A 15,081-nucleotide genomic window follows, 5' to 3' on the forward strand; every position below is an offset into this window, starting at 1 on the left:
TATACTCGCGCTCCAAGCGTCAGCCGGCGAACAAAACGGCGCCCACATGACCGCCTCGTCATCGCCGACAGAGCAACAACGAACCGGAGTTTTTCGATGCAATTGCGCTCGCGCATGAGCCCCATAGTCCTCGCCCAGGCCCTCGCCGCCGCCCTCTCCCTGACGGCCGGCCCGGCCTGGAGTACCGAGGAGGCAGACAATCCCGAAGGCAACGAGGTGCAGTCCGAGCTGCCTAAAGCGCAGGAGCAGCCGTCGGAACAGGAGCAACCGCTGGAAAAGGCGGAAAGCATTTCCCTCGACCAGCCGATCGAGTCGCCGGCGCAGGAGCCCGCCCCCGAGGATCCGACGGCAGCGACCAGTGAAGAGATCGCTCCGGCGGAAGCTGCCGGGGCCAAACCCCTGCGCCTGCTGGGCGCCGAAGTGCCGCCGGCCACCTCGACCCGGCTGGCCTGGTCACCGAGCCAGCACTTCGAGGGCGTTTACAGCTCCACTGCGGTACTGGTCGTCAATGGTGCCGAGCCGGGGCCGACCCTGTGCCTGACCGCCGCCGTGCACGGCGATGAGCTGAACGGCATCGAGACCGTCCGCAGGGTGCTCTACAACCTCGACCCGAACACCCTGAAGGGCGCCGTGATCGGGGTACCGATCGTAAACCTGCAGGGCTTCCACCGCGGCTCCCGCTACCTGACCGACCGGCGGGACCTGAACCGGCACTTCCCCGGCGACCCCAACGGCTCCTCGGCCTCGCGGATTGCCCACTCGTTCTTTCACGAGATCATCGTCCACTGCAATGCAGTGGTGGACCTGCACACCGGCTCGTTTTATCGCACCAACCTGCCCCAGTTGCGTGGTGACCTGACCAACCCGAAAGTGGTCAAGCTCACCAAGGGCTTCGGCTCCACCGTGGTACTGCACAGTGACGGCGCCAAAGGCACGCTGCGTCGGGCTGCGGTCAATGCGGGCATCCCCACGGTGACCCTGGAGGCCGGCGCGCCGATGGTCCTCGACGAGACATCAGTCAGCCACAGCGTGAAGGGAATCCGTACCCTGCTGCACCAGCTGGATATGGTGGCCAAATTCCGCCTGTGGGGGGATCCGGAGCCGGTCTACTACAACTCCACCTGGCAGCGCGCAACCACCGGCGGCATGATTTTCAGCAAGGTGAAACTCGGGCAGTTCGTGCGCAAGGGCGACCTGCTGGGCACTGTCACCAACCCGATTACCAATGTGCGCACCGAGATCCGCTCCGAGCACAACGGGCGCATCCTGGGCATGGCACTGAACCAGGTGGTGCAACCGGGCTTTGCCGCCTATCACATCGGGATTCAGGCGCCGCAGGAACAGATCAGCGCACCGGAGGAAGTCACGGCAGAGCTGTCACCGGAAGCAGAAAGTGACCGGGCCAGTGATGCAGCCGGCAAGGAACAGCCGGGCGACGCGGTGAGCGAGGACGGCGAGCCACTGGAGGACGAGTCGGCGACGGAAACACCGACCTCGGAAGCCATGCCCACCGATGCCGGTGATGAACCGGAAGAGCACGCCGATCCGGATACCGAAGACAAATAGGTGCCAAGGCCGGGGGCATCCCTCCACCGGGATTCCTCAGTGGTGCCTCAGTGATCCCTTAGCGATCAGAGATGCGGTCGACGATCTCTACCTGACGTCCCTGCAGCGGCTCCGGCTGCAGGGTGATATGGTCGATATCGAAGCGCTGTATCAGGGTCTGCCGCAGCCGGTCCAGCACCCCCGGCCAGGCCTGCAGGTCATCCACCACGATATGGGCCGACAGGGAGATAGTGCTGCTGTCCAGCCGCCAGATATGGAGGTCGTGAACGGAGCGAACCCCTTCGACCGCGGCCAGTGTCTTGCCCACCACCGGCAGGCTCAACTCCCGCGGCACGCGCTCCATCAGCACATCAATGGAATCCCGCAACAGGCGCAGGCTGGAAACCAGGATCAGGCCACAGATCAACAGTGACAGGATCGGGTCGATCGGCGTCCAGCCGGTGAAGTAGATGATCGCCCCCGCCGCCAGAGCCGCTACCGACCCCAGCAGGTCCCCCATGACGTGCAGCAGCGCGCCGCGGATATTGAGCGTCTGCTCGCCGCGATGAAGCACCCAGGCCACGGCCAGGTTCACCACCAGGCCGATGGCGGCAATCACCATCACCACCCCGCCCTGCACCGGTTGTGGGGTACGCAGCCGGTCGATTGCCGCGACGCCGATGGCAATAATGATCAGCAGCATGAACAGGGCGTTCACCACCGCCGCCAGCACCTCGGCACGGCCCCAACCAAAGGACAACTCCCGATCCGCGGGCTTTTGTGCCAGCAGCGCTGCCACTGCCCCCAGGGCCAGAGCCAGGGCATCGGTGGCCATATGGCCCGCATCCCCCATCAGCGCCAGCGAACCCGACAGCCAGCCGCCGACTGCCTCCACCAGGGCAAAGGCAAAGGTGATGACGAGCCCCCAGACCAGGGGACGGAGATGGCCACTGCCGTGGCGATGGTGGACGTGTTCGTGCATGCTCCCTGCCGCTTTCCTGTGACCTAAGGTCCTGCGGGTCCCGTCAGAACCGGCACCAATTTAACACTGGCTGCGCCCCAGGGTCAGCCGCTCGCGGCCACCGTAATCCCGGCGGCTCTCGATCGACACCAGTCCCGCGTCGGCAAAGATCGCGCGCACGGCTGCCGCCTGCTGCCAGCCGTGCTCCACCAGCAAACAGCCGCCGGGCGCCAGGAAGGCGGGGGCGGTGGCAGCAATCACCTCGATATCGGCCAGCCCCTCGCGATCGGCCACCAGTGCCGAACGGGGTTCAAAGCGCACATCCCCCTGCCCCAGGTGCGGGTCGGCTGCATCGATGTAGGGTGGATTGCTGACGATCAGATCAAAGGACTGCGGCGGTATCTGCGCAAACCAGTCGCTCTCGATGACCCGCACATTGTCGAGGCCGAGACTGACGCGGTTGCGCTCCGCCAGCGCCAGCGCGTCGGGGGATTTCTCCGCTGCCAGCACCTGCCAGGCCGGGCGCTCCGAGGCCAGCGCCAGGGCGATGGCGCCGGTACCGGTACCGAGATCCAGGACTCGCTGCGGTGTTACCGGGCACAACGCCAGAGCCGTCTCCACCAGCAGCTCGGTATCCGGGCGGGGAATCAGGGTGGAGGCGTCCACCTGGAGCGACAGGGACCAGAACTCCCGCTCGCCGGTGAGGTGGGCGACCGGCTCTCCGGCGGCCCGCCGTCGCAGCAGCTCATCGAATTGAACCTGCTCACTTTGCGACAGCTCATACTCGGGCCAGGTATAGAGCCAGGTACGCGGGCGCTCCAGCACATGGGCGAGCAGCACCTCCAGGTCGAGGCGGGCCGAATCACTGTCGGGCAATTCCCCGCCGCGACGGAGGTTCTGCTGTACCGTGATCAAGAGCGGTCCCCTGCCGGTGCAACCCAGGCGGATAACACGATCAGCCCTGGCCCAGGGCCGCGAGCTGGTCCGCCTGGTGCTCGGTGCGCAGCGGATCGATCACCTCCTCGAGGGCGCCCTGCATGATTTCATCGAGCTTGTAGAGCGTCAGCCCGATGCGGTGATCGGTCACGCGGCCCTGAGGGTAGTTGTAAGTGCGGATACGCTCGGAGCGGTCGCCACTGCCGACCAGGTTGCGGCGCGCGTCGGAAATTTCCTTCGCCGCGGCGGCCTCCTGTTCGCTGGACAGTTTCGCCTGCAGTAGCGCCATGGCCTTGGCCCGGTTCTTGTGCTGGGAGCGCTCGTCCTGGCACTCCACCACGATACCCGTGGGAATATGGGTGAGGCGCACCGCCGAGTCGGTCTTGTTCACATGCTGGCCACCGGCACCGGAGGCGCGATAGGTATCGATGCGCAGGTCCGCCTTGTTGATGTCCACCGCCTCGCGCTCATCGGGCTCCGGCATCACCGCTACCGTGCAGGCGGAGGTGTGGATACGGCCCTGGGACTCGGTCTCCGGCACCCGCTGTACCCGGTGGGCACCAGACTCGAACTTGAGCTTGGCATAGACATCCTCACCTGCGACCCGGGTGATGATCTCCTTGTAACCGCCGTGCTCCCCGGGGTTCTCACTGATGATCTCCACCCGCCAACCCTGACGCTCGGCATAGCGGGAGTACATGCGGAACAGGTCGCCGGAAAAGATCGCCGCCTCGTCACCACCGGTGCCGGCGCGAATTTCCAGGAAAACGTTCTTGCGGTCGTTGGGGTCCCTGGGCAGCAGCAATGTCTGCAGCTCCCGCTCCAGCGGTTCCACCTGCGCCTCGGCCGCGGAGATTTCCTCCCTGGCCATTTCACGCATTTCCGGGTCGCTCTCCTCGAGCATCTCGCGGGCCGCAGTCATATCCTCCTGCAGCTGACGATAGCGGTTGTAGCACTTAACCACTTCTTCCAGCTCGGCGTATTCACGGGACAGGTCGCGGAACTGCTCCTGGTCGCTGATGATCTCGGCGTCCCCCAGCAGGGCAGACACCTCTTCATGGCGGTCCACGAGATGTTCCAGCTTGTTGCGTACCGACTCTTTCATTCGCTCTGTTTTCTCAATAGTGACCCGGCCATGCCGGGCGCGGCGCCGTCGGCGCCTGTCAGTCCTGCGACTCGCGATCGCCGCTCTCGGGATCGAGGCCGACGATCTCGCGGGCCAGGCGCAGGCGCTCCGCGTCGCCCTCGGCGGTCACCCGCCTGAGGCTGACGGTGGGGGCGTGTATCAATTTGTTGGTCAGGGAACGGGCCAGCTGCTCCAGCAGGCGCCGGGGGTCGCCACCCTTGTCGAGCTGCTGCAGGGCCCGCGCCAGCTCGGCCTCACCGATGGACTGGGCGCGCTGGCGGAAGTTGCGGATGGTATCCACGGCCTCGAGTGCGCGGTGCTGGCGCATGAATTCCGCCGCCGCCTGCTCGACGATTTCATGGGCGGCCTCGGCAGCCTTTTCCCGCGAGCGACGTCCCTCGTCAATCACGCCGCGCAGGTCATCCACCGTGTAGAGGTAGACATCGTCCAGCTGGTTCACCTGCGGCTCGATATCCCGCGGCACGGCGATATCCACCATGAACATGGGACTGTGCCGGCGGGCCTTGAGCGCCGTTTCGACCGCACCCTTGCCGAGGATCGGCAGCTGGCTGGCAGTGGAACTGATGACGATGTCCGCACGCGCCAGGTAATCGGGAATATCTGCCAGCAGGATCGGCTCGGCACCGAAATCCGCCGCCAGCTGCTCGGCGCGGTTCAGGGTACGGTTGGCCACGATCAGCTTGCTGACCCCCTGCTCCCGCAGGTGCCGGGCAACCAGCTCGATGGTCTCGCCGGCCCCGATCAGTAATGCCGTCTGCTTGCCCAGATCAGTGAAAATCCGCGACGCCAGCGACACCGCCGCATAGGCCACGGAGACCGGATTCTCGCCTATCGCTGTCTCCGTGCGCACGCGCTTGGCGACGGCAAACACCTGCTGGAACACACTGTGCAGCAGGCTGCCTACCGCACCGGATTCCCGCGCCACTGCGTAGGCGGACTTGATCTGGCCGAGGATCTGCGGCTCCCCCAATACCAGGGAATCCAGGCCACAGGCGACCCGCATCATGTGGCGCACCGCCTCTTCACCGCTGTAGCTGTAGGAACAGCCGGCCAGCTGCTCCAGCGGCACCCGGTGGTAGTCGGCGAGCCAGCGCAACAGGCGTTCGCGGGTCACCTCGCCGTAGATCTCGGTGCGGTTGCAGGTGGAAAGGATCGCCAGCTCGGGACACTGCAGTGCCTGACGCGCATCGCCCAGGGCGCCGGACATGGTTTCCGGGGCAAATGCCACCCGCTCGCGCACCTCGATCGGTGCACTGTCATGGTTGATACCCAGGGCGAGGATTGGCATAGGCTCCCGTCGATATTACTGGCAGTCTCGGAATCAGGCCGGGAGGCGCGCGATTGCGGGACTCCGGGGGGCGCATTTTCCCGGCGGACCGCCCGCCTTGCAAGCGGCGCCGCGGAGAACCGGCCATCCGGATGCGCACGCTGTGGCAGCTCCGACCTCCCCGGCGGGGCCTCAGCGGCAAAATCGCGTCTAGAATTACAGAGCGGCTCCGCACGGGCAAAGGAGAGGCGCCAGACGCCAGCCCCACAGCCATAAACCTGCCCGCGGCCCTGTCTTCACATCGCACCGGGAAAGGTGCGGCCATAAAGAACGGACACCCCTATGCGACCTGCTCTACCCGTCCACCACTCCCGGCACTTGCCACGCCTGACCGCAGCCATTGTGCTCCTCGGCGGCCTGCTGGCCTCCTCCTGCGCCCAGCAGCAACCGGATACCGGGACGGCCCCGACCGCCACAGAAGCGCCTGCCGGCATTCCCGAGGCCAGCGCGCAAGATCGCGGCGATGGCGAGACAGCCAGGGCCCCGACTCCGCAGCCTCCGGCGCCGGCCGTACCCACCAGCCCCGCGCGCCCCTTCCCGGTCGAGACCCTGTATACCCTGCTGGTGGCCGAAGTGGCGGGCAACCGCGAGCAGTTCGACGTAGCCCTGGCCAATTATTATCACCAGGCGCAGAGCACGCGGGATGCGGGGGTTGCGGCCCGCGCCACCCGTATCGCCCGCTTCCTCAATGCCCGCCGCGCAGCACTGCGCTCCGCGCAGCTGTGGGCCGAGCTGGAACCGGATGAGGCGGAGGCCCAGCTCACTGCCACCGCCGAGCTGACCCTGGCCGGGGAACTGGATCAGGCCCTCGTCCACGCGGAAAAGGCCATGGAGCTGGGCGGGGATGCACCCCTGCAGTCACTCGCCGCCACCGCCGTGTCCAACCCGGAACTGGTCAAGCGCATCACACCGGAGTTCCGGCGCCTGGCCGAGAAAGCCCCCGACAATGGCGAGGCGGCTCTGGCACTGGCGATGATGCTGCGCGCCGCCGGGAACTACCCGGAAGCACTGGCCATCGTCCGCCGGGTGGAAGAACAGCACCCGCAGCTGCTGGACGCCCCGCTGCTGAAGTCCCACCTGCTGGTGGACATGAAGCGGGAGGACGATGCCGTCGCCCTGCTGGAACAGATGGTGGCCACCTACCCCCGCGAAACGCGAATCCGGCTGCAGTATGCCCGCCTGCTGGTGAACAGGGACCTGGATCAGGCGCAGGAACAGTTCACCACCCTGGTCCAGCAACGCCCGGCCGATGGCAACCTGATCCTGTCCCTGGCCCTGATCCGCATGGAGAGCGAGGACTTCGCTGCTGCCGAGCCGCTGCTGCAGCGCCTGCTGGAACTGGAGCAGCATGAGTCTGCCGCCCATTTCTATCTGGGCACCATCGCCCAGCAAGCCCGCGACCCACTCCGTGCCGCGGCACACTACCGTCAGGTGGAACCGGGTAACGATTACATGCAGGCCATTACCCGCGGCACAGAGTTGCTCGCCGCTGTGGGCAAACCCGGGGAAAACCAGCAGTGGTTCACCCAATTGCGCCAGCGGCACCCGGACCAGTCAGAGCACTTTTACGTGATGGAGGCGAACCTGCTGCGCAAGTATGACCAGCCCGCCCAGGCCCTGACTTTGCTCGACCAGGCCCTGGGGCAGCATCCGGACAGCGGCCGCCTTATCTATGTGCAGTCACTCATTCACGAGCAGCTAGGCAATACTGCGGCCTTCGAGCAGGGGGTGCGCCAGTTACTGGCCCGCGACCCGGACAACGCCACGCTGCTCAATGCGCTCGGTTACAAGCTGCTCGATGACGACAGCCGCCTGCAGGAAGCCCTGGAACTCATTACCCGAGCACTCGAACTGAAGCCGGATGACCCCGCCATCATCGACAGCATGGGCTGGGTGCAGTACCGTCTCGGCAATCACGCCGAGGCCGTGCGCTACCTCGAGCAGGCACTGGAAAAATTGCCAGACCACGAAATTGCCGCCCACCTCGGCGAGGTCCTGTGGATGCAGGGTAACCGTGAGCGTGCCATGCAGGTCTGGCAACAGGGACTCGAGATCAACCCCGAGAGTGAGATCATCCCGGCGGCCATCGACAGGCTCAAGGACAAGAACCCCATGGAGCAACATGTTTCCGATCACTGACCGCCCCGTGTTCGTCCACCGGCCCGCAGCCGGGTTTCACCGCCCCGTATTGCGGCTACTCGGCCTTTGTCTGCTGGCTCTGCTCTCGGCCTGCACCAGCCAGACCCGGCAACCACCCGTGGCTCCCGAGCAGCCAGTCATGCAACTGCAGCAGTGGACCATCAAGGGCAAACTGGGTGTCCGCTCCCCCAATGACAACGGCAGTGCCAATCTCACCTGGCTACAGCAGTCACAGCCCAACTACCGCATCCACCTGAGCGGCCCACTCGGCGCCGGCGCCACCGTGATCAGCGGCTCACCGGGGGGAGTCAGCCTGCAACGTGGCGACGAGCCCACCACCCATGCCGCCAACCCCTCCCAGCTGACCGCAATGACCCTGGGCTGGCCGCTGCCGGTGGACGAGATGTTTTACTGGGTTCGGGGCTTACCCGCGCCAGGCCAGGCATCCGGCGAACGGCGTAACACGCAGGGGCTGCTGCAGTCACTGCAACAGGCCGGCTGGCAGCTGAATTTCAGCGGCTACCAGAATGTCGGTGCCTATGTACTGCCCACACGCATCAAGGCGGAAACCCGCCAGGCCAGCGGCCCGGTCAGGGTGACCCTGGTGATCAAGGAGTGGCTGCTCTGACCCTGCCGGCTTTCCCGGCCAATAACAGGAAGGGCGCCCGTGCCGTGCGCCGACCGCTGCGGGCCGCTATCATTGCGGCCCAACCACGTCGCCGCAGAAGCGTTGAAGCATGCCCCTGGAATTACCCGCCCCTGCCAAACTGAACCTGTTCCTGCGCATTCTTGGCCGCCGCCCCGATGGTTATCACGAACTGCAGACCCTGTTTCAGCTGCTCGATTTCGGCGATTCGCTCCAGTTTGAACTTCGCGATGATAGTGAGCTGTCTGTCGAAGCGCCCGGGCTGGATGTGCCGCAGCAGGACAACCTGATTTTCCGCGCGGCCAGATTGCTCCAGGACATTAGCGGCACACAAAGGGGCGCTCATATTCGCCTGGAAAAGAAACTCCCCGCGGGCGGCGGTATCGGCGGCGGCAGCAGCGATGCGGCCACCGCGCTGCTGGGCCTGAACCATCTGTGGCAATGCCACCTGTCCCTCAGCGAGCTCGCATCCCTGGGACGACAGCTGGGCGCGGATGTGCCGGTGTTCGTCGCCGGCCACACGGCTCTGGCAGAGGGTATCGGCGAGCACCTGGTCCCGGTGCAGACCGGGCCCCGTCACTACCTGATACTGGTTCCCGAATGCCATGTCAGCACCGCGGCGATATTCCGCCACCCGCGTTTGACAAGAGATTCCCCGGCAATTAAATTAGCGCACCTTCGCGACAGGGTGCTGGACAGCGAATGGCTGCGAAAGCACGCTGGCAATGATTGCCAGCCGCTGGTCGAGGAGCTCTACCCGGAGATCCGGGTCGCTCGGGAGTGGCTGCAGCAGCATGCCGACGCACAGCTGACCGGCACCGGCGCCTGCGTTTTTGCCGCCTTCCACTCTGAAGCGGAAGCGCAAAGAGTCTTCGAGCAGAGGCCAGCGGGATGGCGCGGCTTCATCGCCGCAGGCGTCGACAGATCGCCAACCCACAAGGCGCTCGCGAAAACCATTTCCGCCAGCCGGGAGTGAAACAAAGAATTTACTGGGGTGTAGCCAAGCGGTAAGGCAGCGGGTTTTGATCCCGTCATGCGTAGGTTCGAATCCTACCACCCCAGCCATATTTCGCTGACTGCGTTAATGCAGATCGGATCTCCGCAACTCGACAGGTTCGAGCCGACAAACTTGCGAAGCGAGTTTGGGCGCCGGAGTAGAAGTAAACGGACGGCGGGGCGCAGCCCCGAGCACGAAGTGCGAGTCCACCGGCCGGGGCCGCCGGAGACCAGCGAGCCGCTAGGCGACGCTAATCCTACCACCCCAGCCATTTTTCTCGTCCCCACCCTCTCCCGGGTAAGGGAAACGATCCAGCCCAATCGGGCCGGAAGCGGCCATCACTGGGCCGCAACAGATTATGAACCGGGTAATTACCCGCCCCCTTCGCGGCCGCCTGTGCCGCCACAGCAAAAGGTGACGCAATCGCGCGCTACAAGCTTACTCACAGACAGGCATCTACACTTTTCACGTCCCCAGGAACTCAACAGAACCAAAGGTATTCGCAGTGGCTGACTTAATGGTCTTTACCGGCAACGCCAACCCGGAACTGGCGCAGAAGATTGTTGACCACATGGCAATCCCGCTCGGCGAGGCGGTGGTCAAGCGCTTCTCCGACGGCGAAATTGCCGTGGAAATCACCGATAACGTCCGCGGCCGCGACGTGTTCGTGGTGCAGTCCACCTGCCAGCCCACCAATCGCAACCTGATGGAACTGATCCTGCTCGTTGATGCCCTGCGCCGCGCCTCCGCCGGCCGCATTACAGCCGTGGTGCCCTATTTCGGCTACGCCCGCCAGGATCGCCGCGTAAGGTCCCAGCGTGTACCCATTTCCGCCAAGGTGGTGGCGGACATGATGGTGAGCGTGGGGATCGACCGCGTACTGACCGTCGACCTGCACGCCGAGCAGATCCAGGGCTTCTTCGATGTACCGGTGGACAACGTCTACGGCTCCTCCGTACTGCTGGACGATATCGAGCGCCAGAGCTACGAGAACCTGGTGGTAGTGTCCCCTGATATCGGTGGCGTGGTGCGCGCCCGCGCCGTGGCCAAGAGCCTGGACTGCGACCTGGCGATCATCGACAAGCGGCGCCCGGCCGCCAACGTGGCGGAAGTCATGAATATCATCGGTGAAGTCAGTGGTCGCACTTGCCTGCTGGTGGACGACATGGTCGATACTGCCGGCACCCTGTGCAATGCCGCCAACGCGCTGAAGGAACACGGCGCCATGAAGGTAGTGGCCTACTGTACCCACCCGGTCCTGTCCGGCAACGCCATCGACAATCTCAACAACTCCGTGCTGGATGAACTGGTGGTCACCGACTCCATCCCGCTCGGCGACAAGATGGAGCAGGCTCCCAAGATCCGCCAGCTCACCCTGTCCGCCATGCTGGCAGAGTCCGTGCGCCGGATCAGCAACGAGGAATCCCTGTCAGCGATGTTCCGCTGATCCCCGGTGACCGGCCGCCTGCCGGTCGCTCCTGCCGGCTGACCCGCTGCAGATTTTGTAGCGCTTTGCCGGCGATTCCCTTAGAATACGCGCCCGCCCGGCACTGCCGGGCGTTTACTATTGGGTAATCGGAACCCCGTTGCCCGATTTACAGCAATGCCAGAGTGGTCCGGTCGCAGGTCACTCTGGGCAGACAACCCGAGGTTTACCCCATGTCTGATTTCAAACTGAACGCCAACGTCCGCAGCGACGAAGGGAAAGGTGCGAGCCGCCGCCTGCGTCGTGAGGAAGGCCGAGTACCTGCCGTCGTATACGGTGGCAAGGCCAAGCCGGCTTCCATCTCCCTGCTGAGCAAGGAGATGTTCAAGGCGCTGGAAGATGAAACCTTCTTCTCCTCCGTCCTGACCCTCGATATCGAAGGCAAAGAAGAGAAAGTGATCCTGCGTGATCTGCAGCGTCACCCGGCCAAGCAGCAGCTGCTGCACGCTGACTTTCAGCGCGTATCCGCCAACACCAAAGTACACCTGAAAGTGCCGGTGCACTTCCTGAACGAAGACAAGTGCAAGGGCGTGAAAGCCGGCGGTATCGTTTCCCACACCCTGACCGAGCTGGAAATCAGCGCCCCGGCCTCCAAGCTGCCCGAATTCATTGAGGTAGACCTGGCGGACCTGGAGCTCGACGGCACCGTACACATCTCCGACATCAAGCTGCCGGCCGGCGTTGAGTCTGTGGACCTGGCCCACGGTGCAGACCACGACCTGGTCGTAGCCTCCGTTCACAAGCCGCGCGGCGCCATCGAAGCCGAAGCGGAAGGTGAAGAAGGCGAAGCTGCTGAAGGCGGCGAAGAGTAAGGGTCAATATTTTGGCCAAGGCACCGGATACACCGATCCAGCTGATCGTGGGCCTGGGCAACCCCGGCCCCGAATACGACCGGACTCGCCACAACGCCGGTGCCGACTTTGTCACCGAGCTGGCGCGCCGCCACGGCGCCCAGCTCGCGTCCGACAGCAAGTACCGCGGCCTTACCGGCCGGGTACGGATCGGTGGCCAGGATGTGCGCCTGCTGATCCCCACCACCTACATGAATCGCAGCGGCCAGGCAGTTGCCCCGCTGGCGAACTTTTTCAAGATTCCCGCCGAAGCCATTCTCGTGGCTCACGACGAACTCGACCTGCCCCCGGGCACCGCACGGCTGAAGGCCAGCGGCGGCCATGGCGGTCACAACGGCCTGCGGGACATCATCTCCGCGCTCGGCAACAACCGGGATTTCATGCGGCTCCGGCTCGGCATCGGGCACCCAGGCAGCGCCCGCGAAGTCGTCAACTTCGTACTGCAGCGCGCCCCCCGCAACGAGCAGGAACAACTGGCTGAAGCGATCGACCGCGCTGTCGACGTGATGCCCATCGCTGCTGAAGGCGACTGGGGCGCAGCCATGAAAACACTGCACACAGCGGCGACCGCGGCCAAGTAAGCCTGCGGCGCCACGACGGTGCACCCCGAATCAACCGGCGCCAGAGCGCCACTCGCAACGGAAAGAACACCATGGGTTTTACTTGCGGAATCGTCGGCCTGCCCAATGTGGGCAAATCCACCCTGTTCAACGCCCTGACCAAGGCAGGCATCGATGCAGAGAACTTCCCGTTCTGTACCATCGAGCCCAATGCCGGCGTGGTACCGGTGCCGGATCCCCGTCTCGACAAGCTGGCTGAAATCGTCAAGCCGCAGAAAGTGATCCCCACCACCATGGAGTTCACCGATATTGCCGGCCTGGTGGCCGGGGCCTCCAAGGGCGAGGGCCTGGGCAACAAGTTCCTGGCCAACATCCGTGAGACCGATGCCATCGCCCACGTGGTGCGCTGCTTCGAGGATGACAACGTGATCCACGTGGCCAACAAGGTACACCCGGTTGCCGACATCGAGGTGATCAATACCGAACTGGCCCTGGCCGACCTGGATACCGTGGAAAAGGCCCTGCAGCGCTACACCCGCGCCGCCAAGGGACAGGACAAGCACGCCATCAAGATGAAGGCGCTGCTGGAAAAGATCCAGCCGCACCTGGACGAGGCCAAACCGCTGCGCTCATTCGGCCTCAGCGAAGACGAACTGGCGGCCCTGCGCGAACTGAGCCTGCTCACCATCAAACCCACCATGTACATCGCCAACGTCGATGAAGACGGGTTCGAGAACAACCCGCACCTGGATGCGGTGGCCGCCATCGCCGCCGAGGAAAACGCGGTGCTGGTACCCATCTGCAACAAGCTCGAGTCAGAAATCGCCGAGCTGGACGATGAGGAAAAGCAGGAATTCCTGGAGGAGCTGGGCATGGAAGAGCCGGGCCTGAACCGGGTGATCCGCGCCGGCTACCAGTTGCTGGGCCTGCACACCTATTTCACTGCCGGCGTCAAGGAAGTACGCGCCTGGACCATTCCGCTGGGTGCCACTGCACCGCAGGCCGCCGGCAAGATCCACACGGATTTTGAGAAGGGCTTTATCCGCGCCGAAGTCGTGAGCTATGCCGACTTCGTCGCCAACAATGGCGAGGCCGGTGCCAAGGAAGCGGGCAAATGGCGCCTCGAGGGCAAGGAATACGTAGTGGCAGACGGCGATGTGATTCACTTCCGCTTCAACGTCTGATCCCGCTTCGATGGCACCCTGCGCCCCTCATCCGAGGGGCGCGACCACCCCGCCCCAACCCACAGATCGTCACCATGCATCCTTCCAACTGGAAAATCGGCCTGCCGCTGGCCCTGGTCACCGCATTCATGTGGGCACTGCTTCCCATTGCCCTCAAGGGGCTGCTGGACTCCATGAGCGCCAGCACCGCTACCTGGTACCGCTTTGTCGGCGCTGCTGTGCTGGCCGGCACTTACTATGGATGGACCCGCCAGCTGAACCTGCGCCAGCTGTTCGAGCGGGGCATGCTGCCGCTGACCATCATCGCCGTGGTTGGCCTGCTGACGAATTACCTGACCTACGCGTCCGGCCTGCACTTCATCACCGCCGGCGCCGCGCAGATCGTCATCCAGCTGGCGCCCCTGCTGCTGTTGACCTCCAGCGTTATCTGGCTGGGTGAGCACTTCTCGTCACGGCAATGGCTCGGGGTCGCCATGGTGGTGGCCGGCCTGCCGTTATTCTTCAACCAGCGGCTGACGGAACTGGTCAGTGGTGCCAACAACAGCTACCTGCTGGGGCTCGGCCTGATCGTGGTGGCGGCAGTGGGCTGGGCCGTGTACGGTTTTTTCCAGAAGAAGATTCTTGGCCGGGCCAAGCCCCAGGATCTGCTGGTGCTGATTTATATCGCCGGCACCCTGTGTTTCCTGCCCATGGCGGATCCGCTTTCGGCCCTGGAGCTCGACTGGCTCGGCTGGGGCCTGCTGGTCTTCCTGACCGCCAATACCCTGATCGCCTACGGTGCCTTCACCAAGGCCCTTGCCCACTGGGAGGCCTCCCGGGTCAGCGCTACCCTGGCTCTGGTGCCCCTGCTCACCCTGGGCATGGGAACACTGATCGGTGCTGCGTGGCCGGGCTATATTGAAGTGGAGCCGATGAACTGGATCAGCTGGCTGGGCGCCGCAGCAGTGGCCAGCGGCTCACTGTTTGCGGCCATCGGCAGGGGGCGCTAGCAGCGCGCGATGGCGCGTGCGGACAATTGCGCTAACTCACTGAAAATTCAGCAAAAAAGGGGGTTGACAGCCCCATCCCGGAGTCCCATAATTCGCGCCCTCGGTTAGCCGAGAACGTCAGTGGCAAGGTAGCTCAGCTGGTTAGAGCGCAGCACTCATAATGCTGAGGTCGGGAGTTCAAGTCTCCCCCTTGCTACCATTTTCCTCCTGCGAGAGGCTTCTCGCAGCGCCTTTACTGGGGTGTAGCCAAGCGGTAAGGCAGCGGGTTTTGATCCCGTCATGCGTAGGTTCGAATCCTACCACCCCAGCCATT

At 64.4% G+C, this 15,081-nt stretch carries 13 protein-coding genes and 3 tRNA genes; 12 read left to right on the top strand and 4 right to left on the bottom strand.

Annotation, left to right across the window (positions count from 1 at the left end; genetic code table 11):
* Positions 1–96: 96 nt before the first annotated feature.
* The gene (locus LVD12_RS05560) at positions 97–1,566 is read left to right on the top strand and encodes a succinylglutamate desuccinylase/aspartoacylase family protein (RefSeq protein ID WP_237066295.1); all 1,470 of its coding nucleotides are present in this window, start codon (positions 97–99) and stop codon (positions 1,564–1,566) included.
* A gap of 58 nt (positions 1,567–1,624) precedes the next feature.
* Here LVD12_RS05560 and LVD12_RS05565 read toward each other — a convergent pair whose 3' ends face one another.
* From LVD12_RS05565 to hemA, 4 genes are read right to left on the bottom strand one after another with little or no spacing between them, the layout of a single operon-like run.
* Positions 1,625–2,527, bottom strand: a complete 903-nt coding sequence (locus LVD12_RS05565) for a cation diffusion facilitator family transporter (protein ID WP_237066297.1) — start codon at positions 2,525–2,527, stop codon at positions 1,625–1,627.
* A gap of 60 nt (positions 2,528–2,587) precedes the next feature.
* On the bottom strand, positions 2,588–3,421 hold the full coding sequence (prmC, locus tag LVD12_RS05570) for a peptide chain release factor N(5)-glutamine methyltransferase (RefSeq protein WP_237066299.1): 834 nt from the start codon (positions 3,419–3,421) through the stop codon (positions 2,588–2,590).
* A 40-nt stretch (positions 3,422–3,461) separates the two neighbouring features.
* Positions 3,462–4,547, bottom strand: coding sequence for a peptide chain release factor 1 (prfA, locus tag LVD12_RS05575; RefSeq protein WP_237066301.1), 1,086 nt, complete (start codon positions 4,545–4,547; stop codon positions 3,462–3,464).
* A 58-nt stretch (positions 4,548–4,605) separates the two neighbouring features.
* Positions 4,606–5,877, bottom strand: a complete 1,272-nt coding sequence (gene hemA, locus LVD12_RS05580; RefSeq protein WP_237066303.1) for a glutamyl-tRNA reductase — start codon at positions 5,875–5,877, stop codon at positions 4,606–4,608.
* Between the two features lie 321 nt (positions 5,878–6,198).
* Here hemA and LVD12_RS05585 point away from each other — a divergent pair, with 321 nt between their 5' ends.
* From LVD12_RS05585 to LVD12_RS05635, 11 genes are all read left to right on the top strand, one after another.
* The gene (locus LVD12_RS05585) at positions 6,199–8,055 is read left to right on the top strand and encodes a tetratricopeptide repeat protein (protein WP_237066305.1); all 1,857 of its coding nucleotides are present in this window, start codon (positions 6,199–6,201) and stop codon (positions 8,053–8,055) included.
* The gene (lolB, locus tag LVD12_RS05590) at positions 8,039–8,683 is read left to right on the top strand and encodes a lipoprotein insertase outer membrane protein LolB (protein ID WP_237066306.1); all 645 of its coding nucleotides are present in this window, start codon (positions 8,039–8,041) and stop codon (positions 8,681–8,683) included. Before LVD12_RS05585 ends, lolB begins: the two co-directional genes overlap by 17 nt.
* 109 nt (positions 8,684–8,792) lie before the next feature.
* On the top strand, positions 8,793–9,677 hold the full coding sequence (gene ispE, locus LVD12_RS05595; RefSeq protein WP_237066308.1) for a 4-(cytidine 5'-diphospho)-2-C-methyl-D-erythritol kinase: 885 nt from the start codon (positions 8,793–8,795) through the stop codon (positions 9,675–9,677).
* Positions 9,678–9,691: 14 nt separating this feature from the next.
* A tRNA-Gln gene (locus LVD12_RS05600) sits at positions 9,692–9,766 on the top strand.
* A gap of 449 nt (positions 9,767–10,215) precedes the next feature.
* Positions 10,216–11,145 carry a ribose-phosphate pyrophosphokinase gene (locus LVD12_RS05605; RefSeq protein WP_255771569.1) on the top strand — a complete coding sequence of 310 codons (930 nt, stop codon included), beginning with the start codon at positions 10,216–10,218 and terminating at the stop codon, positions 11,143–11,145.
* A gap of 212 nt (positions 11,146–11,357) precedes the next feature.
* Positions 11,358–11,996 (top strand): 50S ribosomal protein L25/general stress protein Ctc, encoded by a 639-nt coding sequence (locus tag LVD12_RS05610; RefSeq protein ID WP_237066312.1) that lies wholly within the window; start codon positions 11,358–11,360, stop codon positions 11,994–11,996.
* A gap of 11 nt (positions 11,997–12,007) precedes the next feature.
* Positions 12,008–12,616 (top strand): aminoacyl-tRNA hydrolase, encoded by a 609-nt coding sequence (pth, locus tag LVD12_RS05615; RefSeq protein WP_237066314.1) that lies wholly within the window; start codon positions 12,008–12,010, stop codon positions 12,614–12,616.
* 71 nt (positions 12,617–12,687) lie between these two features.
* Positions 12,688–13,779, top strand: a complete 1,092-nt coding sequence (gene ychF, locus LVD12_RS05620; protein WP_237066316.1) for a redox-regulated ATPase YchF — start codon at positions 12,688–12,690, stop codon at positions 13,777–13,779.
* A 74-nt stretch (positions 13,780–13,853) separates the two neighbouring features.
* Positions 13,854–14,768 (top strand): DMT family transporter, encoded by a 915-nt coding sequence (locus tag LVD12_RS05625; RefSeq protein WP_237066318.1) that lies wholly within the window; start codon positions 13,854–13,856, stop codon positions 14,766–14,768.
* Positions 14,769–14,890: 122 nt separating this feature from the next.
* Positions 14,891–14,967 (top strand) — tRNA-Met (locus tag LVD12_RS05630).
* Positions 14,968–15,004: 37 nt separating this feature from the next.
* Positions 15,005–15,079: transfer RNA gene (locus LVD12_RS05635), tRNA-Gln, on the top strand.
* Positions 15,080–15,081 lie beyond the last annotated feature (2 nt).

The organism is Microbulbifer guangxiensis (assembly GCF_021729075.1).
In the GTDB taxonomy this organism is placed as follows: Bacteria; Pseudomonadota; Gammaproteobacteria; order Pseudomonadales; family Cellvibrionaceae; genus Microbulbifer; species Microbulbifer guangxiensis.

Excerpts from the sequence above, each read along its gene's own strand:
- LVD12_RS05560 (WP_237066295.1), top strand. The coding sequence starts at position 97 with ATGCAATTGCGCTCGCGCATGAGCCCCATAGTCCTCGCCCAGGCCCTC.
- LVD12_RS05565 (WP_237066297.1), bottom strand. The coding sequence starts at position 2,527 with ATGCACGAACACGTCCACCATCGCCACGGCAGTGGCCATCTCCGTCCC.
- prfA (WP_237066301.1), bottom strand. The coding sequence starts at position 4,547 with ATGAAAGAGTCGGTACGCAACAAGCTGGAACATCTCGTGGACCGCCAT.
- hemA (WP_237066303.1), bottom strand. The coding sequence starts at position 5,877 with ATGCCAATCCTCGCCCTGGGTATCAACCATGACAGTGCACCGATCGAG.
- LVD12_RS05585 (WP_237066305.1), top strand. The coding sequence starts at position 6,199 with ATGCGACCTGCTCTACCCGTCCACCACTCCCGGCACTTGCCACGCCTG.
- lolB (WP_237066306.1), top strand. The coding sequence starts at position 8,039 with ATGTTTCCGATCACTGACCGCCCCGTGTTCGTCCACCGGCCCGCAGCC.
- ispE (WP_237066308.1), top strand. The coding sequence starts at position 8,793 with ATGCCCCTGGAATTACCCGCCCCTGCCAAACTGAACCTGTTCCTGCGC.
- LVD12_RS05605 (WP_255771569.1), top strand. The coding sequence starts at position 10,216 with ATGGTCTTTACCGGCAACGCCAACCCGGAACTGGCGCAGAAGATTGTT.
- LVD12_RS05610 (WP_237066312.1), top strand. The coding sequence starts at position 11,358 with ATGTCTGATTTCAAACTGAACGCCAACGTCCGCAGCGACGAAGGGAAA.
- ychF (WP_237066316.1), top strand. The coding sequence starts at position 12,688 with ATGGGTTTTACTTGCGGAATCGTCGGCCTGCCCAATGTGGGCAAATCC.
- LVD12_RS05625 (WP_237066318.1), top strand. The coding sequence starts at position 13,854 with ATGCATCCTTCCAACTGGAAAATCGGCCTGCCGCTGGCCCTGGTCACC.